Origin of the sequence: Neoroseomonas alkaliterrae (assembly GCF_014199195.1) — a bacterium.
GTDB classification, from domain to species: domain Bacteria; phylum Pseudomonadota; class Alphaproteobacteria; order Acetobacterales; family Acetobacteraceae; genus Neoroseomonas; species Neoroseomonas alkaliterrae.
Genome location: NZ_JACIJE010000012.1, coordinates 56,973 through 79,128, shown reverse-complemented (window position 1 = coordinate 79,128; position 22,156 = coordinate 56,973). Strand labels below are relative to the sequence as shown.

18 protein-coding genes are annotated in these 22,156 nt (G+C 74.9%); 8 read left to right on the top strand and 10 right to left on the bottom strand.

Features of this window, described 5'->3' with window-relative positions; all coding sequences use genetic code 11:
• Positions 1 to 24: 24 nt before the first annotated feature.
• Entirely contained in the window at positions 25 to 2,256 is a 2,232-nt protein-coding gene (pnp, locus tag FHS88_RS17910) for a polyribonucleotide nucleotidyltransferase (protein WP_184486846.1), read from the bottom strand.
• A 415-nt stretch (positions 2,257 to 2,671) separates the two neighbouring features.
• On the opposite strand from pnp, the gene FHS88_RS17905 reads away from it, so the two are divergent.
• From FHS88_RS17905 to FHS88_RS17895, 3 genes are read left to right on the top strand one after another with little or no spacing between them, the layout of a single operon-like run.
• Positions 2,672 to 3,298, top strand: coding sequence for a DUF938 domain-containing protein (locus FHS88_RS17905; protein ID WP_184486845.1), 627 nt, complete (start codon positions 2,672 to 2,674; stop codon positions 3,296 to 3,298).
• A 24-nt stretch (positions 3,299 to 3,322) separates the two neighbouring features.
• Positions 3,323 to 4,288 (top strand): hydroxymethylglutaryl-CoA lyase, encoded by a 966-nt coding sequence (locus FHS88_RS17900; protein WP_184486844.1) that lies wholly within the window; start codon positions 3,323 to 3,325, stop codon positions 4,286 to 4,288.
• The gene (locus tag FHS88_RS17895) at positions 4,285 to 5,433 is read left to right on the top strand and encodes a CaiB/BaiF CoA transferase family protein (RefSeq protein WP_184486843.1); all 1,149 of its coding nucleotides are present in this window, start codon (positions 4,285 to 4,287) and stop codon (positions 5,431 to 5,433) included. The genes FHS88_RS17900 and FHS88_RS17895 overlap by 4 nt, the downstream gene beginning before the upstream one ends.
• 401 nt (positions 5,434 to 5,834) lie before the next feature.
• Here FHS88_RS17895 and FHS88_RS17890 read toward each other — a convergent pair whose 3' ends face one another.
• The 4 genes from FHS88_RS17890 to FHS88_RS17875 form a co-directional block, all read right to left on the bottom strand.
• The gene (locus FHS88_RS17890) at positions 5,835 to 8,417 is read right to left on the bottom strand and encodes a TIGR02302 family protein (protein ID WP_184486842.1); all 2,583 of its coding nucleotides are present in this window, start codon (positions 8,415 to 8,417) and stop codon (positions 5,835 to 5,837) included.
• A complete protein-coding gene (lysA, locus tag FHS88_RS17885) occupies positions 8,414 to 9,754 on the bottom strand; it encodes a diaminopimelate decarboxylase (protein WP_184486841.1) in 1,341 nt (446 codons plus the stop codon). The genes FHS88_RS17890 and lysA overlap by 4 nt, the downstream gene beginning before the upstream one ends.
• Before the next feature lie 142 nt (positions 9,755 to 9,896).
• A complete protein-coding gene (locus FHS88_RS17880; RefSeq protein ID WP_184486840.1) occupies positions 9,897 to 10,229 on the bottom strand; it encodes an FKBP-type peptidyl-prolyl cis-trans isomerase in 333 nt (110 codons plus the stop codon).
• 75 nt (positions 10,230 to 10,304) lie between these two features.
• Positions 10,305 to 11,207, bottom strand: a complete 903-nt coding sequence (locus FHS88_RS17875; RefSeq protein WP_184486839.1) for a LysR substrate-binding domain-containing protein — start codon at positions 11,205 to 11,207, stop codon at positions 10,305 to 10,307.
• A 199-nt stretch (positions 11,208 to 11,406) separates the two neighbouring features.
• Between FHS88_RS17875 and FHS88_RS17870 the strand changes: the two genes are divergently transcribed.
• Genes FHS88_RS17870 through FHS88_RS17860 form a run of 3 tightly spaced genes read left to right on the top strand, consistent with a single transcriptional unit; the run spans position 11,407 to position 14,213 of the window.
• Positions 11,407 to 11,958 (top strand): Fur family transcriptional regulator, encoded by a 552-nt coding sequence (locus FHS88_RS17870; RefSeq protein WP_184486838.1) that lies wholly within the window; start codon positions 11,407 to 11,409, stop codon positions 11,956 to 11,958.
• 51 nt (positions 11,959 to 12,009) lie between these two features.
• Positions 12,010 to 12,924, top strand: coding sequence for an acetyl-CoA carboxylase, carboxyltransferase subunit beta (gene accD, locus FHS88_RS17865; protein WP_184486837.1), 915 nt, complete (start codon positions 12,010 to 12,012; stop codon positions 12,922 to 12,924).
• A gap of 5 nt (positions 12,925 to 12,929) precedes the next feature.
• Positions 12,930 to 14,213, top strand: coding sequence for a bifunctional folylpolyglutamate synthase/dihydrofolate synthase (locus tag FHS88_RS17860; protein WP_184486836.1), 1,284 nt, complete (start codon positions 12,930 to 12,932; stop codon positions 14,211 to 14,213).
• A gap of 15 nt (positions 14,214 to 14,228) precedes the next feature.
• On the opposite strand, the gene FHS88_RS17855 is transcribed toward FHS88_RS17860, so the two are convergent.
• From FHS88_RS17855 to FHS88_RS17845, 3 genes are read right to left on the bottom strand one after another with little or no spacing between them, the layout of a single operon-like run.
• Positions 14,229 to 15,116, bottom strand: a complete 888-nt coding sequence (locus FHS88_RS17855) for a prephenate/arogenate dehydrogenase family protein (protein ID WP_184486835.1) — start codon at positions 15,114 to 15,116, stop codon at positions 14,229 to 14,231.
• Complete coding sequence (hisC, locus tag FHS88_RS17850; RefSeq protein ID WP_184486834.1) at positions 15,109 to 16,191, bottom strand: histidinol-phosphate transaminase; 1,083 nt, start codon at positions 16,189 to 16,191, stop codon at positions 15,109 to 15,111. Before hisC ends, FHS88_RS17855 begins: the two co-directional genes overlap by 8 nt.
• Positions 16,188 to 17,024 carry a chorismate mutase gene (locus FHS88_RS17845; RefSeq protein WP_184486833.1) on the bottom strand — a complete coding sequence of 279 codons (837 nt, stop codon included), beginning with the start codon at positions 17,022 to 17,024 and terminating at the stop codon, positions 16,188 to 16,190. The genes hisC and FHS88_RS17845 overlap by 4 nt, the downstream gene beginning before the upstream one ends.
• Before the next feature lie 99 nt (positions 17,025 to 17,123).
• Between FHS88_RS17845 and metX the strand changes: the two genes are divergently transcribed.
• Entirely contained in the window at positions 17,124 to 18,278 is a 1,155-nt protein-coding gene (gene metX / locus FHS88_RS17840; RefSeq protein ID WP_184486832.1) for a homoserine O-acetyltransferase MetX, read from the top strand.
• Positions 18,279 to 18,682: 404 nt separating this feature from the next.
• Here metX and FHS88_RS17835 read toward each other — a convergent pair whose 3' ends face one another.
• Entirely contained in the window at positions 18,683 to 19,330 is a 648-nt protein-coding gene (locus tag FHS88_RS17835; RefSeq protein ID WP_184486831.1) for an ankyrin repeat domain-containing protein, read from the bottom strand.
• A gap of 129 nt (positions 19,331 to 19,459) precedes the next feature.
• On the opposite strand from FHS88_RS17835, the gene FHS88_RS17830 reads away from it, so the two are divergent.
• Positions 19,460 to 19,882, top strand: a complete 423-nt coding sequence (locus tag FHS88_RS17830; RefSeq protein WP_184486830.1) for a hypothetical protein — start codon at positions 19,460 to 19,462, stop codon at positions 19,880 to 19,882.
• A 120-nt stretch (positions 19,883 to 20,002) separates the two neighbouring features.
• Here FHS88_RS17830 and FHS88_RS17825 read toward each other — a convergent pair whose 3' ends face one another.
• On the bottom strand, positions 20,003 to 22,090 hold the full coding sequence (locus FHS88_RS17825; RefSeq protein WP_184486829.1) for a hypothetical protein: 2,088 nt from the start codon (positions 22,088 to 22,090) through the stop codon (positions 20,003 to 20,005).
• Positions 22,091 to 22,156: the final 66 nt, after the last annotated feature.

The following is a 22,156-nucleotide window of genomic DNA, read 5'->3' as shown; positions in this document are numbered from 1 at the left end:
CCCCGGGCGCGCCGTTTCGCTTGTTTATTCGGCGGCCTCGCCGCCGCGCTCGGGCCGGTCGCGGCGGTCCCGGCGCTCGCCGCGCTCGCCCCGGTCCCGGCGCTCGCCGCGCTCCTCGCCCTCGGGGCGGGGGCGCCTCGCGCCGACCTGCTCGGTGATGTCCGCCCCGGTGGCCTGGTCCACCACCCGCATGGACAGCTTCACCTTGCCGCGGTCGTCGAAGCCGAGGACCTTGACCTTCACCACGTCGCCTTCCTTGACGACATCGGTGGTCTTGTTGACCCGCTCCTGCGCCAGCTCGCTGATGTGCACGAGCCCGTCCTTGGCGCCGAGGAAGTTCACGAAGGCGCCGAACTCGGCGGTCTTGACCACCTTGCCGGTGTAGATCACGCCCACCTCGGGCTCGGCGACGATGCCGCGGATCCAGTCGATGGCGCGCTGCGCGGCCTCGGTGCTGGTCGCCGCCACCTTGATCGTGCCGTCGTCCTCGATGTCGATCTTGGTGCCGGTCTGCTCGGTGATCTCGCGGATCACCTTGCCGCCCGAGCCGATCACGTCGCGGATCTTGTCCTTGGGCACGGTGATGACGGTGATGCGCGGCGCGGTCGCCGCCACGTCCGTGCGGTGGCCGGTCAGGCCCTTGGCCATCTCGCCCAGGATGTGCAGGCGGCCTTCCTTCGCCTGCTCCAGCGCGATCTTCATGATCTCGAAGGTGATGGACGTGATCTTGATGTCCATCTGCAGGCTGGTGATGCCCGCCTCGGTGCCGGCCACCTTGAAATCCATGTCGCCGAGGTGGTCCTCGTCGCCCAGGATGTCCGAGAGCACGGCGAAGCCGCGGTCCTCCTTGATCAGCCCCATGGCGATGCCCGCGCAGGGGCGCTTGAGCGGCACGCCCGCATCCATCAGCGAGAGCGAGGTGCCGCAGACGGTGGCCATGGAGGAGGAGCCGTTGGACTCCGTGATCTCGGAGACGACGCGGATGGTGTAGGGGAACTTCTCCTTCTCCGGCAGCAGCGGATGGATGGCGCGCCAGGCGAGCTTGCCGTGGCCGACCTCGCGCCGGCCCGGCGAGCCCATGCGGCCCGTCTCGTTCACGCTGTAGGGCGGGAAGTTGTAGTGCAGCATGAAGTCCTCACGGTATTCGCCCGTGAGGGCGTCGATGATCTGCTCGTCCTGCCCGGTGCCGAGGGTGGCGACGCAGAGCGCCTGCGTCTCCCCGCGGGTGAACAGCGCCGAGCCATGCGCGCGCGGCAGCACGCCCACCTCGGCCACGATCGGGCGCACGGTGCGCGTGTCGCGCCCGTCGATGCGCCGGCCGGTGTCGAGGATGTTGTTGCGGACGACGTCGGCCTCGAGCTCCTTCAGCAGCCCCTTGGCGGCGGCCACGTCCGCGCCCTCGGCCTCCAGCGCCTCGATCACCTTCTTCTTGACCGCGGCGACCTTCTCCTGGCGCACGAGCTTCTGCGTCTCGGTGTAGGCCACCGCCATCTCGGCGCGGCCGAGCTCGGCGATGCGGGCCTTGAGCGCCTTGGTCGCCTCGCTCTCCTCGGCCAGCGGCCAGGGGTCCTTGGCCGCGACCTCGGCCAGTTCGATGATCGCCTGGATCACCGGCTGGAAGGAGCGGTGGCCGAACTCAACGGCGCCGAGCATGACCTCCTCGGTCAGTTCGCTCGCCTCGGATTCCACCATCAGCACGCCCTCGGCCGTGCCGGCGAGCACGAGGTCGAGCACGCTCGCCTTCCGCTCCTCGGCGGTCGGGTTCAGCACGTACTGGCCGTTGATGTAGCCGACGCGCGCCGCACCCACCGGCCCGAAGAAGGGAATGCCCGAGAGCGTCAGCGCCGCCGAGCAGCCCACCATGGCCACGATGTCGGCCTCGTTCTCGAGGTCATGCGACAGCACGGTGGCCACCACCTGGACCTCGTTGCGGAAGCCTTCCGGGAACAGCGGGCGGATCGGCCGGTCGATCAGGCGGGAGACCAGCGTCTCGTGCTCCGAGGGCCGGCCCTCGCGCTTGAAGAAGCCGCCCGGGATCTTGCCCGCGGCGAAGGCCTTCTCCTGGTAGTTCACGGTCAGCGGGAAGAAGTCCTGGCCGGGCTTCACGCTCCGCGCGCCGACGGCGGTGCACAGCACGATGGTGTCGCCGAGACGCGCCATCACCGCGCCATCGGCCTGGCGGGCGATCTTGCCGGTCTCGAGCACCAGCGTCTTGCCGCCCCAGTTGATTTCCTTGCGGAAGTAGTTGTCGAACATCTGTCGTCCTCTCGGCCGCGGCGCGCTGCGCCACGGGGGCCATGCCCGCCCGACCTTCGCGGGCGGCGGCACGGCGGGATGGGCCCCGTCAGGGGCCCCGGATGCGACACGGAGGGCGAAACAGGTCGGGACCGGGGGTCCAGGACGAGGGGCCGGTGGATCGGCGTCTCGGGCGGCATGGGGTGGGCCCATCGCGGGTCGCGCGACGGGAAGGCCGCCCATGTGGCCGGAAACGCCGCGGCGGTCCGGTCCCGGTCCCGCGGCTTTCTCTGTCGGCCCGCCGCGGTCGCGGCGGTCGGCGCGCCGGCATCCGGCCGGACGTCGCCGGGCGCCCATATGGCGCGGATCGGGCGAAAACGCCACCGGAAACTGCGCGGGGCTGTCCCGCCGGCCGTTCGCGGCCTAGGACACGGCCATGGCCGATGCCCGCCGCTTCGCCCCCGCCGCCGCCCGCAACCGGGGGCCGATCCTCGAGGCCCTGCGCGGCCGCCTGCCCGCCTCCGGCCTGTTGCTGGAGGTGGCGAGCGGCAGCGGCGAGCACGCGGTGCATCTCGCCGCCGCCTTCCCCGCGCTGACCATCCAGCCGAGCGACCCCGACCCGGATGCGCGGGCGAGCATCGCCGCCTGGGCGGCGGAGACGGGGCTGCCCAACATCCGCCCGCCCCTCGCGCTCGATGCCGCCGCCGCCGCGTGGCCGGTCGCGCGGGCCGATGCGGTGCTGTGCATCAACATGATCCACATCGCGCCCTGGCAGGCCTGCGAGGGGCTGGTCCGCGGCGCCGCGCGCCTCCTGCCGCCGGACGGCCCGCTCGTGCTCTACGGCCCGTTCCGCCGCGGGGGCGCGCATACCGCGCCCTCCAACGCCGCCTTCGACGACAGCCTGCGCGCGCAGGACCCGCGCTGGGGCGTGCGCGACCTCGAGGCGGTCGCAGCCCTCGCCGCGGCCGAGGGCTTCGCCGCGCCGGAGGTGGTGCCGATGCCGGCCAACAACCTCATTGTCGTCTTCCGCCGCCTCGACGGCCCACCGCCCGCCCTGCGATAGTCGGCCCGCACGGGGAGAGAGAGGATGACCGACCTGCCGCGCAGCGTACGCATCACCGAGGAAGGCCCGCGCGAGGGCTTCCAGATCGCGAGCGCGCCGGTTCCCACTGCCGAGAAGATCGCGCTGATCGACGCGCTCTCGGCCACCGGCGCGCCGCGCATCCAGGTCGCCTCCTTCGTCAGCCCGAAGCGCGTGCCGGGCTGGGCGGATGCCGATGCGGTGGTCGCCGGCTTCGCCCCGCGCGCGGGCGTCGCCTACACCGCGCTGTGGTTCAACCCGCAGGGCCTCGCGCGCGCGCTGGCCTTCCGCGACCGGCTCGCCATCGCGGGCTCGATCACCGTGGCGGCGAGCGAGGCCTTCTCGCTCAGGAACCTCAACCGCGACCGCGCCGGCCAGATCGCCGCGCAGCGCGAGAACGTGGCGGAGCACCAGGCGGCCGGCGTGCCGGTCACGCGCGTCTCGGTGCAGGCGGCCTTCGGCTGCAACTTCGCCGGCGACATCGCGCCCGCCCAGGCGATCACCGCCGTGGCCGACGCCATGGCGCTGGCGGCCGAGGCGGGCTGCGCGATCGAGCGCATCTCGCTTGCCGACACCATGGGCTGGGCCAACCCGCTGCTGATCGAGCGCGTGGTGGGCGAGGTGCGGGCGCGCTGGCCGGCGCAGAAGCTCTCGCTGCACCTGCACGACACGCGCGGGCTTGGCATCGCCAACGCGCTCGCCGGGCTGCGCATGGGGGTGGAGGAGTTCGACGCGGCGGTGGGCGGCGCGGGCGGCTGCCCCTTCGCCGGGCATCCCGGCGCGCCTGGGAACATCGCGACGGAGGAACTGGTCCTGTTGTGTGAGGAAATGGGCATCGCCACCGGCATCGACCTCGATGCGCTGATCGCGGCGGGGCACCTGGCGGAGCGCATCCTGGGCCGCACCCTGCCCTCGGCGCTGCTGCGCGGCGGGTCCCTGGCGGCGTTCCGGGCGAAGGCGCGCGCGGCATGAACCCTCTTCCGTTGCGGGGCATCCGCGTCGTCGAGTTCTCCCACATGGTCATGGGCCCGACCTGCGGGCTGGTGCTGGCCGATCTCGGCGCCGAGGTGATCAAGGTGGAACCGCCCGGGCGCGGCGACCGCACGCGCTACCTCACCGCCTCCGGCACCGGCTTCTTCCCGGCCTTCAGCCGCAACAAGAAGTCGGTGCAACTCGACACCGAGGACGAGGCCGACCTCGACACGCTGCGCCGCCTGATCGATACCGCCGACGTGGTGATCGAGAACTTCCGCCCCGGCGCGCTGGCGGAGAAGGGCCTCGGCTACGATGCGCTCGCGGCGCGCAACCCGCGGCTGATCTACCTCTCGCTCAAGGGCTACCTGCCCGGGCCCTATGAGAACCGCACCGCGCTCGACGAGGTGGTGCAGATGCAGTCCGGCCTCGCCTACATGACCGGCCCGCCGGGACGCCCCCTGCGCGCCGGCGCGCCGGTGAACGACATGATGGGCGGTATGTTCGGCGCCATCGCCATCATGGCCGCGCTGCGCCAGCGGGATGCGACGGGGCGGGGCCAGCACCTGCAATCCGGCCTGTTCGAGAACGCGGCCTTCCTCGTCTCCACCGCCATGCTGCAGCAGGCGATGACCGGGCAGGATCCGACGCCCATGCCCGCCGGCCGCCGCGCCTGGGGCGTCTATGACGTGTTCGACACCCGGGACGGGCAGCAGATCTTCATCGGCGTCGTCACCGAGCGCCAATGGGAGATCTTCCGCCGCGAACTGAACGAGCCGGTGCTCGACGACCCCGCCTACGCCACCAACACCGACCGCGCGGCCCGGCGGGAGACGCTGATCCCGCTGGTGCAGTCGCTGCTCGTCAAGCACGACGTCGCGACGCTGGAGCGCATGTGCGAGCGGGCGGGCCTGCCCTTCTCCCGCATCGCGCGGCCCTGGGACCTGTTCGAGGATCCTCATCTCAAGGCGAGCGGCGGATTGCTGCCGATCACCCTGCCGGACGGCAGGCCCTGCGCGGTGCCCGCCCTGCCGATCCGGTTCGGCGCCGAACGCCTGGGCGTGCGGCTCGACCTGCCTCGTCCCGGTGAGCACGACGCCGAGATCCTCGGCCCGCTGCGCGCGGCGCGCGACGTGGCGGAGTGAGCCCCGGCGCGGCGGGGCTGCGTCCGGCGCGAGCAGAACCAGCCCGCGCCGGGCCGGGCACGCCCGATCGCCGTGGCGGGGGTTCGGCCTGCGTCCCTCCCCCTCGGCAGCAACGGCAGTCACCGCGCTGCCTGGGACCGATCCCGGTTCCGCGGCTGCCTTGCCGGCGCATCATGGCGGCGGGCGAAAGCGTTGACTGTTCGCCCGCTGGTATGGCGCGCTGGGCCGGCGGGGCGGCCGCGCGCGGAAACCCCTGCGGACAAGGGCCGATCCATGGTCCGCAGCGCATCAGGGCTTCCACCTTTCGCCGGTGGGCATCGCGCGCGCGACAAGCGGGACGGCCGAGCGAATCCTGAGGTCCTCACCCGGCGGAGAAGGGCGGTGCCCTTGCCCGCGGCGCATCAGAACCGGCGCAGCAGCCGCTCGATGTAGTCCAGCTCCGCCGGCGGCCTTTCGCGCTCGGCCCCGCGGCGGCGCAGCTCCTCCTGCAGCCGGCGGGTCTTGAGCAGCTCCGCCTCGTCCGGCACGCGGGTATCGGAGGCATTGTCCTGCCCGCCCGTCGCCTCGCGCGTGCGGCGGCCGAGCGGGTCGCGGCCCGGCCCCTGCTCCTGCGCCTGGTCCTGGCCCTCGCCGCCCTGCTGGCCGCCGGCCATGCCCTCGCCCTCGCCGTCCTCCTCCTCGCCCTCGCCGGGCTGGCCCTGGCCGAACTGGCGCTGCATCTGCTGCGCCATCTGCCGGCCGCCCTCGGTCAGGGCGCGGATGGCGCGCTGCTGCGCGTCGCGCGCGTCCCGCCCCTCGGCGAGCGCCTCGGCCGAATCGCGCATGGCGCGGTCGGCCTCGCCGAGCTGCGGCGGCACGTCGCCGGTCAGGTCGCCGAACTGCTGCATCAGCTCGCCCAAAGCGCGGCGCAGCGCGCGCTGGATGCGCGCATCCTGCTGGCTCTCGGCGCGCTGCTGCTCGTTCGGGCCGGCCTGGGGGGGCGGCTGCGGCGGCTGCTGGAAGTTGCGGCTCAGCGGCTGCTGGCGGCGCTGCTGGGCGCGCTCGCGCTCGGCGGCCTCGCTGCGCTGGTGGCCGCGGTCGAGCATCTCGGCCTGGCGGCGCACCATGTCCTGCACCACGCCCATCTGCTGCTGGCCGCGCTGGCGCTGCTGCTGGCGCTGGCGTTCCTCGGCGCGCATGTTGCGCCCTTCCTCGAGGGCGCGGAGCATCTCCTCGAGTTCCGCGAGCTCCCGCTCGGCATCCTCGGTGCGGCCCTGGCGGGCGGCTTCCTCCATGCGGCGGGTGCGGCGGTCGAGCTCGCGCTGGTCCATCAGCCGCTGTTGCGGGTCGTAGGGCAGGGCCTCGGCGTTCTCGCGCTGCAGGCGCTCGGCGAGCGCCTCCAGGTGGCGGCGGATGGCCTCGCGCAGGTCCTCGATGCGGCGCTGGAGCTCGGCGCGCTGCTCCTCGGTGCGGGCATCGGGGTTGCGGCGCTGCTCCTCCAGCGCCTCGCGCAGCGCCTGCCGCGCCTCGGCGAGCGCGCGGGCGGTGCGGTCGGTGCGCCCTTCCTCGAGGGCGACCGCCACGTCCCACAGGATCTCCTGCACCTCGGCGATGGCGGCCGGCCTGCGGTCGCGCTGGAGGCGGTGGCGGGCCGCGCGCAGCGCGAGATAGACGCCGCTGTCGTGCTCGAAGGCCTCGGGCGCGCCGGCGATGCGGTCGAGCTCGCGCCGCGCAGGCTCCCGCCCGGCAGGATCCACCGAGAGCGCCTTGCGCAGCGCGATCAGCGCCTGCGCGACCGGGTGGGTGAAGCTGCGTTCGGGCAGTTCGAGGAAGGCGCCCTCGCTGCGACCCTCCTGCCCGGCATGGTCGCGCGCGACCAGCCGCGCCTCCACCTCCAGCCCGGCCCAGGGATGGGCGGAGAGGTCGGGCTGCGACGCGCCGCGCGCGCTGCGCGGGCTGCCGGCGGGGATGGGCAGTTCGAGCACCTCCGGCTCGGCATCCGGGCGCAGCTTGAGGCGCAGTTCGACGCGCAGCCCGGCGAGGCCCCAATCGTCCTCGGCGCGCCAGGGCAGGCGGATGGCGAGGCCGCGCGCCGCGCGCGCCGGCGGCTGGTCCCAGGCGGCGGTGGGCGGTGCGTCCGCGCGCACGGTCAGCGACCAGTGGGCGAGTTCCGCCCCGTCCCGCCGCACCGCCAGCCGCGCCCCGGCCTCGAGCCCGGTCTCGATGGCGAAGGAGCCGCGGTCGAGCGCGCGGAAGGGCTGCGCCTCCGCATCCAGCACCAGTTCGGGCGTGCCGCCCGTGCCGCCCGAGAGCGCGACCTGCAGGCGGCTGCCCGCCGGCACCACCACCGCGCCGCCGCGCGCCTCGAGGAAGACCGGCGCCGCGCCCGTATAGGCGGGCGGGGTGATCCAGGCCTCGAGCCGCATGGCCTGCGCGGTGGGCAGCGCGGCGGCGCCGAAATGCGGGGTCAGCGCCCGGCGCAGCCGCTCCGGCGCCTCGGCCCCGGCGATGCCGAGGGCCGCCACCAGCGCGACGGCAAGCCCCCCGCGCAGCGCGCGCCGGTCGCGCGCAGCGAGCCCCGGGCGCGGCGGCGCGACGCGCAGCGCGGCGAGCCGCCCGGCGGCGCGGCGGCGATGCGCCTCCCACAGCGCGAGCGCCACGGGGTCGTCGCCCGCGGGCCGGTCGGCCAGGGTCGCGATCGGCCGGTGCTCGAGGCCGGAATCGCGCTCGAGGCGCCGCTCGGCCGCCTCCGCGCCGGGCGGGGCCAGCCGCCGCCAGGCGTGGCGCAGCGTCCAGGCCAGCGCCGCGGCGAAGCCCGCGAGGAGCAGAACATGCGCGAGCCCGGGCAGGACCAGCGGCAGCCCGGACAGCGCGACGACGAGGAACAGGCCGATGACGCCGAGCGGCGGCCAGAGCGCCGGCCAGGCGGCCTCCCACCACAGCGCGAGCCGCGCGAGCCGCGTCCGGCGGGCGAGCCGCGCCGCGAGCCGCGCGGGGCCGTTCATGTCGCGAGCCACTCCGGCACGCGCTGGCCGTGGAGCAGCTCCTCATGCGTCTGGCGCGCGCGCACCACGGCGTGGCGCGTGCCGTCCACCAGCACCTCGGGCGCGAGCGGCCGGGCGTTGTAGGTCGAGGACATCACCGCGCCATAGGCGCCGGCATCGAGGAAGGCGACGACATCGCCGGGAGACAGGTCGGGCAGCAGCCGGCCGCGCGCGAAGGTGTCGCCGGTCTCGCAGACCGGCCCGACCACCTCGGCAGGCGAGAGCGGCGCGGCGGCGCGGGCGGCCGAGAGGGGCACGATGCCGTGCCAGGCCTCGTACATCGCCGGGCGGACGAGGTCGTTCATCGCCGCGTCCACCACCACGAAGCGATGGGACGCGCCCCGCTTCTGCAGCACCACCGAGGCCAGCAGCACGCCCGCCGGGCCGGCGATCCAGCGGCCGGGCTCGAGCATCACGGGCAGGCCGAGCGGTCCGAGCGTCGCCTTGATCGCGCCGGCCAGCGCCTCCGGGCTCGGCGCGGGCTCGTCGCGGTAGGGGATGCCGAGGCCGCCGCCGCAATCCACACGTTCGACCGGCAGCCCGGCCGCGCGCAGCGCCTGCACCATCTCCGCAAGGCGCGCATAGGCGGCGCGGTAGGCCGCCATGCCGGCGGTGATCTGGCTGCCGATATGGGTCGCGATGCCGACCGGGGCGATTCCGGGCAGCGCGGCCATGCGCGCATAGATGGCGGGCGCCTCGTCGAAATGGACGCCGAACTTGTTCTCGCTCTTGCCGGTGGTGATCTTGGCGTGGGTGCGCGCGTCCACGTCCGGGTTCACGCGCAGCGCCACGCGCGCGGTGCGGCCCATGGCCGAGGCGATGGCGGAGATCATGGCGATCTCCTCCGCGCTCTCGGCGTTGATCTGGAAGATGTCCTCCGCGAGGGCGAGGCGGATCTCGGCCTCGGTCTTGCCGACGCCCGAGAACACGATGGCCGGGCCGGGGATGCCCGCGGCGCGGGCGATGCGCAGCTCGCCGCCGCTCACCACGTCGGCGCCGAGCCCCTCGGCGGCGAGCACCTTCAGCACCGCGAGGTTGTCGTTGCACTTCATCGCGAAGTGCACGCTGGCCGTCAGACCAGCATCCGCGAGCGCGGACTTCAGCGCGCGGGCGCGGCGCCGCAGCGCCCCGGCGGAATAGACCCAGGCGGGGGTGCCGACCTCGCGCGCGATGCGGGCGAGAGGCACGCCCTCCATCACGAGCCCGTCCATGGCGTGCAACGAGAGATGGGGGCGCAGCGCCAGGAGCTCCGCGAAGGAGGGGTCCTCGGCATCGGTCAGGGCGAGCGGGGCGGCCATCCCGTCATTGTCGGGACGGGGGGCGGGCTCCGCAAGGCCGGAGACGCTTCGTGACGGGGCGGGCCCGAACGACGGCTCCGCGCCCCGCCTGTGCGCGGCCGATGCAGGGCGCGCCCGCCCCGCGCTTGCCGGACCGGCGCCCTCAGCCGACCCCGAGCAGCTCCACCTCGAAGATCAGCGTCGCATTGGGCGGGATCACGCCGCCCGCGCCACGCGCGCCGTAGCCGAGCTCGGGCGGGATCACGAGCGTCCGGCGCCCGCCCACGCGCATCCCGGCGAAGCCCTGGTCCCAGCCCGCGATGACCATGCCGGCGCCGAGCTCGAACGCGAAGGGCTGGCCGCGGTCGAGGCTGCTGTCGAACTTGCGGCCCTTGCCCTCCGGCGCCGATTCGTCGAACAGCCAGCCGGTGTAGTGGACCTGGATGGTCCGGCCGGGCACGGCCTCAGCGCCGGTGCCGATGGTGGTGTCGCGCATGGGTGTCTCGTCCTGTTCCGCGTGTCGGGTCCGGGCGGCAGCCTGCCCGCGCGGCGCGCGGCGCGCCAGCCCCGCTCAGGCCGCCGCCTCGGCCGCCGCGGAGAAGGGGCGCAGCCGCTCGGCGATGACGCGCGCCACCGCCTCCACCGCCGCCCGCCGCGGGAAGGCGGCGCGCCAGACGATGCGCGCGGTGCGCGACACGCCGCGCTTGAGCGGCCGCAGCACGATGCCCGCATCCTGCGCCGCCCCGGCCGCCAGCCCCGGGATCAGCGTGGTGCCGTAGCCGGCCGCGACCATGTTGATCAGCGTCGCGAGCGAGGAGGCGCGCAGCGAGCCGCCGCGCGGCCCGGCCAGGCCGCAGGCGGCGAGCGCCTGGTCGCGCAGGCAATGCCCGTCGGCCAGCACGAGCACGTCGGGCGCCAGCTCCTCCTCCGCCACGCGGGCGCGGCCGGTCAGCGCGTGCTCGGGCGGCAGGGCGGCGAGGAAGGGCTCGGTGAACAGCGGCAGGCTCAGGAGGTCGGTCCCGTCGGGCTCGGTCGCGAGGATCGCGGCATCGAGGTCGTGCCCGCGCAGCCGGTCGAGCAGCGCGGGCGTGATGTCCTCCCAGGGCTCGAGCTCCAGCCCGGGCAGCGCCTCGCGCAGCGGGCCGAAGACGAGCGGCAGCAGATGCGGCCCGAGCGTCGGGATGATGCCGAGCCTGAGGGTGCCGCGCAGCGGGTCGGCCGCGGCGCGGGCGAGGGCGGCCATCGCATCCGCCTCCGCCACCGCGAGGCGGGCATGGGGCAGAAGCTGCTCGCAGACCGGCGTCGGCACCACCTGGCGGTTCGACCGCTCGAACAGCACCACGCCGAGCGCGGCCTCGAGCTTGCGGAGCTGGACGGAGAGCGTGGGCTGGCTGACGCGGCAGGCCTCGGCCGCGCGGCCGAAATGACGGTGCTCGGCAACCGCGAGCAGGTAGCGGAGATCGCGGAGGTTCATGCCCCGGCCAGGCCCTTCCCATGCAGCCGCCCCGCATCTAGCACGCCGCCGCGCCCCGCCCAGCGGGCAGGTGCGGCAAGGGGCGGCGGCGGGTAGGCTCCGAGGATCCCCGCGAGCCGAGGATCCCGACGCATGAGCAAGCGCCCGATCCCGCGCCCCGGCCCGCCCTCCGCCCCGCGCCGGAAGGCAGGGGCGGCGCATGCGGGCCGCCCCCCGCGGGCCGCCGCTGCGGCCCCCGCGCCGCCGGAGCCGGACCACGCCCGGCCCTGACACCGCCCTGAGGCGCGCGCTCCGCGCGGCCGGCCTCCCGCCCGACGGGCCCGAGGCCGCGCTGCTCGCCCTGCTGCGCGCCGCGCCCGAGACGCATCTGGATGCCGCGGCGGCGCAGCGCCTCGCGGCCGAGGGCGGGCTCGCGCTCGCGCGCTCCGAGGCCGCCGCCCTGCTCGAATCGCTGGTGCGCGCGGGGCTGCTCGGCCGCCTGCCGGTCACCGAAGGCCCGCCCCTCTACGACACGGTGCCCGAAGCCCATGCGCACATCGTCGAGGAGGCGACGGGCGGCGTGACGGATCTCGAGGTCTCGGCCGAGACGCTGCTCGCCGTCATCGGGCGGCTGCTGGCCGACCGGCCGGGCCGGGTGGAGGTGCTGCTGCGCATCCGCGCGCCCCGGCCGGGGGAGCCGGGGGCGCCGCAGCCGGCCAGGCGCCGGGGCCGGCCGCGGCGCGGTAGCCCTCGGCCGGGCCAGGACCTATAAGGCGCCCGATCACGGCGGCCCGGCTTCCGGCGCCCGAGGACGAAGACGAGCATGAACTGGATTTCCGACTGGGCCCTGCCGAAGATCTCCGGCCTGTTCAAGCGCGAGGTGCCGGAGAACCTCTGGCACAAGTGCCCCGCCTGCGAGCAGATGATCTTCCGCCGCGACCTCGAGGCGGCGCTGCATGTCTGCCCCCATTGCGGGCACCACATGCGCATCTCGGCGCTGCGGCGGCTCGAATGCACGCTCGATGAGGGCTTCTCGCGCATCGAGCTGCCCAAGGCCCCGGCCGACCCGCTGCGCTTCCGCGACCAGCGCCGCTATTCCGACCGGCTGAAGGAGGCGCAGGCCAAGTCCGCGATGGATGATGCGGTGGCGGTCGCGCACGGCACCATCGGGGGCCGCCGCGCGGTGGTCGCGGCGATGGAGTTCGCCTTCATGGGCGGCTCGATGGGCGCGGGCGTGGGCGAGGCGATCGTCACCGCCGCCAAGCTCGCCGTGCTGCAGGACGCGCCGCTGATCGTGTTCACCGCCTCGGGCGGGGCGCGCATGCAGGAAGGCGCGATCAGCCTGATGCAGATGCCGCGCACGGTGATCGCGACGCGCCTGGTCAAGGAAGCCGGCCTGCCCTTCATCGTGGTGCTGTGCGACCCGACGACGGGCGGCGTCACCGCCTCCTTCGCCATGCTCGGCGACATCCACATCGCCGAGCCGGGTGCCATGATCGGCTTCGCCGGCGCCCGCGTGATCGAGCAGACGGTGCGCGAGAAGCTGCCCGAAGGCTTCCAGCGCGCCGAATACCTGCTCGAGCACGGCATCCTCGACATGGTGGTCAAGCGCGGCGAGATGAAGGCGACGCTCGCGCGCCTGATCGGCCTGCTGCGCGAGCCGCTCGTGCTTCCGCCCCCCGCCGCCGAGCCCGAGACGCCCCCGCCCGCCGAGGAGGCCGCGCCGGCCCAGGGCTGACGCGCATGTCCCGCGCCGAGGCCATCGTCGAGCGCCTGCACGCGCTGCATCCCAAGCTGATCGACCTCAGCCTCGGGCGGATGCGTCGCGCGCTCGCGGCACTCGGCCATCCCGAGCGCCGGCTGCCGCCGGTGGTCCATGTCGCGGGCACCAACGGCAAAGGCTCGACCTGCGCCTTCCTGCGCGCCATCGCCGAGGCCGCGGGGCTCAGGGTGCATGTCTACACCTCGCCCCATCTCGTGCGGTTCCACGAGCGCATCCGCCTTGCCGGCCGCCTCGTGGACGACGCGACGCTGACCGCCGCGCTGGAGGAGGCGGAGGCGGCGAATGCGGGCGAGCCCATCACCGTCTTCGAGATCACCACCGCCGCCGCCTTCCTGCTGTTCAGCCGCGTGCCGGCGGACATGCTGGTGCTGGAGGTCGGTCTCGGCGGGCGGCTCGACGCGACCAACGTGGTCGAGAGCCCGGCGGCGACGGCGATCGCCTCCATCTCCATGGACCACATGGAGTTCCTCGGCGACACGCTCGGCGCCATCGCCTTCGAGAAGGCGGGCATCATCCGCCCGGGCGTGCCCTGCGCGACCGGCGCGCAGGCGCCCGAGGCGCTCGCGGCGATCGCCCGCGTCGCGGCCGAACGCGGCGCGCCGCTGCTCGCGCGCGGGCGGGAGTGGCGCAGCGAATGGCGCGCCGACGGGCTGCACTACGCCGATGCGCGCGGCACGCTCGACCTGCCGCCGCCCGGCCTGCCGGGGCCGCACCAGGCGGACAATGCCGGCATCGCCATCGCCGCGCTGCGCGCCTGGAACCCGCCCTGGCTGAGCGATCTCGCCATCGCCCGCGGCATCGCCGCCGCCGAGTGGCCGGCGCGGCTGCAGCGCCTGCGCGGCGCGCTGGCCGCGCGCCTGCCCGCGGGCTACGAGCTCTGGCTCGATGGCGGCCACAATGCCGGGGCGGGGGTGGCGCTGGCGGCGCATTGCGCGACCTGGCGCGACAAGCCGCTGCATCTCGTCGTGGGCATGAAGAAGGGCAAGGCGAGCGCGGATTTCCTGCGCCCGCTCATCCCCTTCGCCGCCACGCTGACGGCCGTCGCCGAGCCCGGCCAGCACCTCGCGATGAGCGTGGAGGACATCGTGGCCGCGAGCGGCGGCGTGGCGCAGCCCGGGCCGGACGTGGCCGGCGCGCTGGCGCGCATCGGGGCCGGCGGGCCGCCGGGGCGCGTGCTGGTCTGCGGCAGCCTCTACCTCGCCGGCGAGGTGCTGAAGATGGACGGGCCCGGGGCCGTGGCCTGAGGCCGCGGCCCCGCCTCACGCCTGTTTCCGCTCGATCAGCTCCCGGCGGATCTTCCGCCCGCGGCGGATGCGGTCCTCGATGAAGTCGGCCTGGCCGTAGCGCACGGCGCGGCCGAGCGCGTGCGCGTCCTCGCTGAAGCGCGCCAGCATCTCGAGCAGCGCCTCGCGGTTGTTGAGGAAGATGTCGCGCCACATGTCCACGTCGGAACCGGCGATGCGCGTGAAGTCCCGGAAGCCCGAGGCGGCGAAGTTCAGCACCGCCTCCTTCGTCTCCTCCGCGAGGTCGTCCGCCGTGCCGCAGATGGTGAAGGCGATCAGGTGCGGCAGGTGGGAGACCATCGCCACCACCTTGTCGTGCGTGACGGGATCGAGCGTCTCGATCATCGAGCCGCAGCGCCGCCACATCTCCTTCACCTTCTCCACCGCCGCGGGGTCGGAGCCCGGCAGCGGCGTGATGATGGCATAGCGCCCCTGGAACAGCTCCGCGAAGCCGGCATCGGGGCCGGAATGCTCGGTGCCCGCCATGGGATGCGCGGGCACCAGATGCACCCCCTCGGGCAGCAGCGGCGAGAGGTCGCGCACCACGCTGCCCTTGGTCGAGCCGACATCGGTGAGGATGCAGCCCTTGGCGAGATGCGGCGCGATCTGCGCCATCACCTGGGCATAGACGCCGACCGGCACGCAGAGCACGACGCAGTCGCAGCCCTCGACCGCGCGGCCGATGTCGGGCTCGACCTCGTCGGCGAGGCCGAGCTCGCGCGCGCGCTGCAGCGTCTCCGGCCGCCGCGTGGTGACGACGATGCGGCGCGCGATGTCGCCGCGCTTGCGGGCCACCCGCGCGATGGAGGAGCCGATCAGCCCGATGCCGACCAGGCACAGCCTTTCGAACAGCGGCTCAGCCATGCATGAACGCGCTCAGCGCCTCGATCACCATGGTGCATTCCTCGGCGGTACCGATGGTGATGCGCAGCGCCTGCGGCAGCCCGTAGCCGCCCATGGCGCGCACGATCAGGCCGCGCGCCCGCAGCGCGGCGTCCGCCGCGCGCGCCTTCTCCGCCGTGCCGAAATCGGCCAGCACGAAATTGCCCTCGCTCGGCCAGACCCTGATCCCCGCGGCGCTCAGCGCCTCGCTCACCTTGCCGCGCCAGGCGGTGTTGTGCGCGACGGACTTCTCGATCCAGCCCGGCTCGGCCAGCGCGGCGACGCCGGCGGCCATGGCGGCGGCGTTCACGTTGAACGGCCCGCGCACGCGGCCGAGGATGTCCACCACCGGCGCCGGCGCGTAGGCCCAGCCGAGCCGCATCCCGCCCATGCCGAAGATTTTCGAGAAGGTGCGCGTCATCACCGTGTTGCCGGTCGCATCCACCAGCTTCGCGCCCGCATCGTAGTCGGGCCGCGTGACGTATTCGGCATAGGCGGCATCGAGCACGAGCAGGATGTCCTCGCGCAGCCCGGCGCGCAGGCGCTCCACCTCCGCCTGCGGCAGGATGGAGCCGGTCGGGTTGTTCGGGTTGGCGAGGAAGACGAGCCGCGTGCGCGGCCCGACCGCGGCGAGCAGCCCGTCCACATCCGCCGTCAGGTTCCGCTCCGGCACCTTGATCACGCGGCAGCCGGCCCAGCGGCCGGTGATGTCGTACATCAGGAAGCCGTGCGCGCTCATCACCAGCTCGGTGCCCTCCCCGCCATAGGCGAGGATCAGCAGCGCCAGCAACTCGTCCGAGCCGTTGCCGACCACGATGCGCGCGGGATCGAGGCCGAAGCGCGCGCCGATCGCCTCGCGCAGCGCGGTGGCGCTGCCGTCGGGGTAGCGGTGCGCCTCGGGCGCCATGGCGCGGATCGCCTCGATCGCGCCGGGCGGCGGGCCGAAGGCCCCCTCGTTGGAGGAGAGCTTCACGATCCGGTTGACGCCCGGGATCTTGCTCTCGCCGCCGACATAGGGCTCGACGGAAAGGATCGAGGGGCGGGGCATGACGGTCATGGCGCGTCTCCGGCAACCGGCGCGGCATAGGCGCCGAGGATGGTCCGCCGCGCCCAGGGCAGCGCGGCGAGGCGCGCATCGTCGGCGCGCAGGAAGCCCTCGATCTCGGCCAGCGCCAGCGTCGCCTCCCCCGCGCGCAGCACCAGCACCGCCCCGGCCGCCAGCCCGGCATCGGCAAGGGCCTGGGCGATGCGCCCGCGCGGCGCGTCGGCCTCGGCCTCGATCAGCAGCAGGCTGCGGTCATCGCCCGAGGGGTCGGGCGGAACCGGCGCGACCACCAGCGCCTCCGGCGCGGAGGGCGCGGCGATGAAGGGCAGGCGCGCGACCACCTGCAGCCGTGGCACGTCGAGCCGCGCCCACCAGGCGCTCTCGGCCTGGTCGGTCTCGGCCGGGGCGGGCAGCACGGCGACCGAGGCCTCCCCGTCGCTGACCGCGGCGAGCGCGCGCGCCGGCGTGGGATGCACGCGGATCGGCGTGATCGGGCCGAAATGCGTGCGGGCGAGCCGCGTCTCGGCCGATTGCGGCGCATGCGCGGCAACGCTGAAGGGGCCCTGGATGGCGGTGCTCGCCATGAAGATCTCGCGCCAGATCCGCACCACGCGCTCGCGCGCCAGCGGCCCGGAATGGCGGGCGAGCAGGCGGCGCAGCACCGCGGCCTCCCGCCCCGGGCGCAGCGGGGAGCCCTGGCCCTTGGCCCGGCTGCCGGCGAGGCGCGCGACCACGGCGGCGCGCTGCATCAGCAGGTCGTGCATGGCATCGTCGAGCGCGTCGATCTCGGCGCGGAGGGCGGCGATCTCGGCCTCGGCGGGGGGCGGTGCGGGCGTGTCGGGCATGGGCGGGGATGCAATAGACGGCGCCGCCCGGCCCGCCAAGCGGCGGCGGGGGGATGGGCGTTGCGGCTGGGCCCGGCGGGGCCTAATGCTGCGCCCCCCATGTCGCAACTCGTCGCACCCTTCCCCGAGGTCGGGCACCAGCAGGCGGTCTTCGCCGACGGCCTGCCGCTCGACTGCGGCGCCGTGGTGCTGCCGCTGACCGTCGCCTATCGCACCTACGGCACGCTGAACGCGGCGAAGTCGAATGCGGTGCTGGTCTGCCACGCGCTCACCGGGGACCAGTACCTCGCCGAGACGCATCCCGTGACCGGCAAGCCCGGCTGGTGGGAGAGCATCGTCGGCCCGGGCCGGCCGCTCGATACCGACCGCTACTTCCTGGTCTGCGCCAATGTGCTCGGCGGCTGCATGGGCTCGACCGGGCCGCGCAGCGAGATGACGGATGCCGAGGGGCGCGGCCTCGGCCGTCCCTGGGGCACGGATTTCCCGCAGGTGACGATCCGCGACATGGTCCGCGCCCAGAAGCGGCTGATGGAGCATCTGGGCATCGCGCGCTGGCTGGCGGTGATCGGCGGCTCGATGGGCGGGATGCAGGTGCTGGAATGGGCGGCGACCTATCCCGACTGCGTCTTCGCCGCCGCGCCCATCGCCACCGCCGCGCATCACTCGGCGCAGAACATCGCCTTCCACGAGGTCGGCCGCCAGGCGATCCATGGTGACCCGGACTGGAAGGGCGGGCGCTACTGGGAGGATGGGCGCATCCCCGCGCGCGGCCTCGCGGTGGCGCGGATGGTCGCGCACATCACCTACCTGTCGGAACAGGCGCTGACGCGCAAGTTCGGGCGGCGGCTGCGTGGTGCCCCGGCGCTGACCTTCCTCGAGGACGTGTTCGAGGTGGAATCCTACCTGCGCCACCAGGGCAGCACCTTCGTCCGCCGCTTCGACGCGAATTCCTACCTGACCATAACGCGGGCGATGGATTTCTTCGACCTCGCCGCCGAGCACGGGGGCGACCTCGCCGCGGCCTTCCGCGGCACGGCGACGCGCTTCTTCATCGCCTCCTTCAGCAGCGACTGGCTGTTCCCCACCAGCGAGAGCCGGGCCATCGTGCGCGCGCTGAACGCGGCGGGGGCCAGCGTGTCCTTCGTCGAGATCGCCTCCGACAAGGGCCACGACGCCTTCCTGCTGGAGGAGCCTGAGTTCCACGCCGCCCTCGGCGGCTTCCTGCGCGGCGCGGCGGAGAAGGCGGGGGTCTGATAGCCACCGGGCAGAGGATCGGTCCTTTGCCTTTGGTCCGCGGGTCATCGGGGGTCGGTTCCGCGCGCGGCCGCCCCGCCAACCCCACGCGCCATACCAGCGGGCGAAAGATCAATCTTACGCCGGTTGGTAATGATACCCGGCGGGCAAGGGTTGATCCGTCCTCCGCCGGCTGCATGGACCGGCCCTGGCGCGCGACCACGCTGCCAGCCGCGCGAGGCCGGCGAGCGGACGGTCAAGCCTCTCGCCTCCCGGCATGATCCCGGGCGCGAGCGATCAGGCTTCGTCGGCGGGGCAGCGGCCGCCTCATCCAGCCCGCAAGCCCTGCGCGAAACGGCGGCCCGCCGCGATGGCCCGCACGGACCGAACCGGGATGCGCCGGGCGCGGGCGCGCCGCGAAAACCTCAGCCCCGGCGTGGCGCCCGCGCCGCCCCCGTCGCGGCGCCGCGGCCCGCATCGAAGCCCAGGAAGCCGATCTCCGGCCGCGGGGCGCCGCCGTCATTGGCGAACAGCCGCGGCCGCGTGGCCGGCGCCGGGCCGCGCGGGCCGGTGCCGCCGCGGGCGGCCTCCCGCGCGGCGCGCGCCGCTTCGGCCGCCGCGGCGCGGTCGCGCGCGGCGCGCTGCGCGGGCGTGAGCATCGCCTCGGGCGGCGGCGGCGCGCCGCGCGCGGCGCCGCGGGCGGAGAGCAGGAAGAACAGGATGTCGTTGCGGTTCTGGTCCACCGCCGCCTCGATCGCGGTCAGGCCGAGCACGTTGCGCTCGTCGAGGCTGGCGCCGCGGTTGAAGGCATCCCGCGCCGCCGCGAGGTCGCCGCGGTTGATCGCGTCGAACAGCGCCGCGGTGGGCGAGAGGGTGGCGTTGGGATCGGCCGGGATGGGCTCCGGCGCGCGGCGCGTCGCAAGGCCCGGCAGGGCGGCGGGCGCGCGCTGCGTGGCCTGCGGCGCCGCGGGCGGCGGCGTGGCGAACTGCGCCAGCGCCGGGCCGGGCCCGGTGGGGGAGAGGGGAAGAAGCGTCAGCGCCAGCGGCGCGACAAGGAGCAGGTGCCGTCGCATGGCGCTGTTCTACGCCCCTTCGCCTTGCCGGGAACAGCGGCAATCGCCGGGCGGCAACCGCCGGTTGGTGGCCGGCCGGTGCCGAAGGCGGCATTGTTCCGGCATCAAATCGCGCAGGAAGGGACCGCCATGCCGAACCCGCCGAAAGCACCGGTGGCCCGCCTCGCGGGGGTGGTCCGGCCGGGCGAGCCCCGGCCCATGCCGGAACAGGACATGCCGGACCATGTCGCGGTGCTGCGCGAGGGGGCCGAGGGTTGGCGCAGCGTGCCGGTCGCACCGGGCATGGCGCTCCATGACGGGGATGTGGTGCGCCTCAAGGGCGGGCACTTCGGCGCCCTCGGCGCGCGCGCCTTCACCGTGGGCAGCCCGGGCTTCGGCGACCCCTTCGGCGCCGCCCCGGCGGCGCTGGACCTGCTCCCGCACGAGGCCGTGCACACCGTGCAGCAGGGCTACGGCGTGGTTCCCCTCAACGATGCCGATGCCGAGCGGATCGAGCGCGAGGCGGAGGCGGCCGAAGCGCTGACGCCGCCCAAGGGGCCGGGGGGGCGCTGATCGCCCCTGGGAGCGTGCCGCGGGCACGGGCGTGGCGGGCCTGCGCGCCCGGGGCGCGAACACGGGGGCCACACCTTGCCTGCGCGCGCACCTGCCGGCTGCGCCCGAGCGGGACCGGCCCTACCGCCCCTCCCGCCGCCACGCCGCCACCGCGGCGCCGAGCACCAGCATCAGCGCCAGCCAGGGCGGCAGCAGAGGCATGGCGCTGATGCCCGTCACGGTGTGGTCGCCATTGCGGCGCAGCCCGATCCAGCCGGCGCCGGCGACATCCCGCCCGGGCGCCACGCGACGCAGTTCCGGCAGGTTGGGCGCCGCGCCGTCGCCGATATAGCGCGCCGCCCCACCCGTGCCGGCCAGCAGCGGCCGCAGGCGTTCGGGGTCGGCCCGCAGATCCGCCATCTCCAGCGGATTGGCCGCGGCCGAGGCGGCGAAGGCGGTGCGCCGGCCATCGCTCGCCTGCCACACGCCGGGCCGGTCCGCCGGCAGGCTCAGCACGGCGCGGCCGCCGCCCGTCACCTCCGGCACGGCGCGCGTCACCGTGCCGTCGGGCGCGGTGACGGCGATCTCGGGCGGCGGGCCCTCGGCGAGGCTGCGGCGCGTGACGGTCAGCCGCCCGGCCTCGATGCGCGCGGTCAGGTCCTCCTCCTCGAGTTCCGTCTCGCGCATCAGCCAGTGCGCGATGCGGCGGAGCAGTTCCTGCTGCGGCCCGCCGCCGTCATGCCCGCGCGACCACAGCCAGATGTGGTCCGACAGCAGCAGCGCGACCCGGCCCTCCCCCACGCGATCGAGCAGCAGCAGCGGCGAGCCGTCCGGGGCTTCCATCACCGTGCTGCCGCCGCGCGGATCGGCGCGCAGCCAGCGATACCAGCGGCCCCATTCGGCCTCGGGGCGCTGTTCGGTATTGGCGCCGGGAAGGCCCTCGGTGACGGGATGGCGGTGGCCGAGCGCCGAGACGCGCGGCCGGAAGGGCGCCTCGGCGACGATGGCCTGCCGCCCCGCCGGGCGCGCCGGCAGCACCTGGCCGAGCGGGGTCAGCGCCAGGCTGACCGGCCCGCTGAACTCCGGCCCGGTGGACATCAGCAGCGCCCCGCCGCCGCGCACATAATCCGCGATGTTGCGCAGATAGACCGCCGGCAGGATGCCGCGGTTGGAGAAGCGGTCGAAGACGATCAGGTCGAACTCGCGCAGCTTCACCTGGAACAGCTCGCGCACCGGGAAGGCGATCAGCGCGAGCTCGTTCAGCGGCGTCAGGTCGTCCTTCTCGGGCGGGCGGAGGATGGTGAAGTGCACCAGGTCCACATTGGGGTCGGCCTTGAGCAGCCGGCGCCAGGTCCGCTCCCCGGCATGCGGCTCGCCGGAGACGAGCAGCACGCGCAGCCGGTCGCGCACCCCGTTGATGGTGACCACCTGGCGGTTGTTCAGCGGGCTGACCTCGCCGGGCCGGGGATCGGCCTCGATCTCGACTACGGTCGGGCCGCCGCGCTGGATGGGCACGGTGATGCGCTGGTCGCGCCCGATCGGCACCGATGCGCTGCGCGGCTGCTCGCCGTCGCGCCGGATGGTCAGGCGGGCGGCGCCCGCGGGGTTCGGCACGCCGAGGTCATCCACCGCGACGCGGATCTCGACCTCGCGGCCGACGATGCCGAAGCCCGGCGCCTCGATCACCCTCAGGCGGCGGTCGGTCTCCCCCGCGCGGCCGGGCATCAGGGCGTGGAAGGGCGCATCGAAGGGCGGCTGGGCGGGGATGTCGTGCGCCTGGCCGTCGGTCAGCGCGATCACGCCGGCGAGCCGCGCGCGCGGGATCTCGGCCAGCGCACGCTCGATGGCGGCGAAGAGGCGAGTGCCCTGGTTGCCGGCCTCGGGCACCTCGACCGTCCGGAGTTCGAGGTCGGGCAGGCGGCCGGCGCGGGCCTCGATCTCGCGCCGCGCCGCCTCGATGCTGGCGCGGCGGGTGCCGATGGCGGTGGAATCGCTGTGGTCCACGACCATCAGCGCGATGTCGGGACGCGTCTCGCGCGTCTCCTCCACGAGGCGCGGGTTGGCGAGCGCGAGCAGCACCAGCGCGAAGGAGAGCGCCCGCCACGCCGTGCCGCGCGCGCGCCGCCAAGCCGCCGGGACGAGGGCGAGCAGCGCCGCCGCCGCGGCGAGGCCGAGCAGCCAGGGCGGCAGGACGGGGGCGAAGTCGAGGCCGGCGATGGTCTGGGTCATGGGGCCTCGCTACCGGGAGGGCGGCGCCACCCGGGCCCCTCCGGCCAGAGGCCGATCGGCCATCGG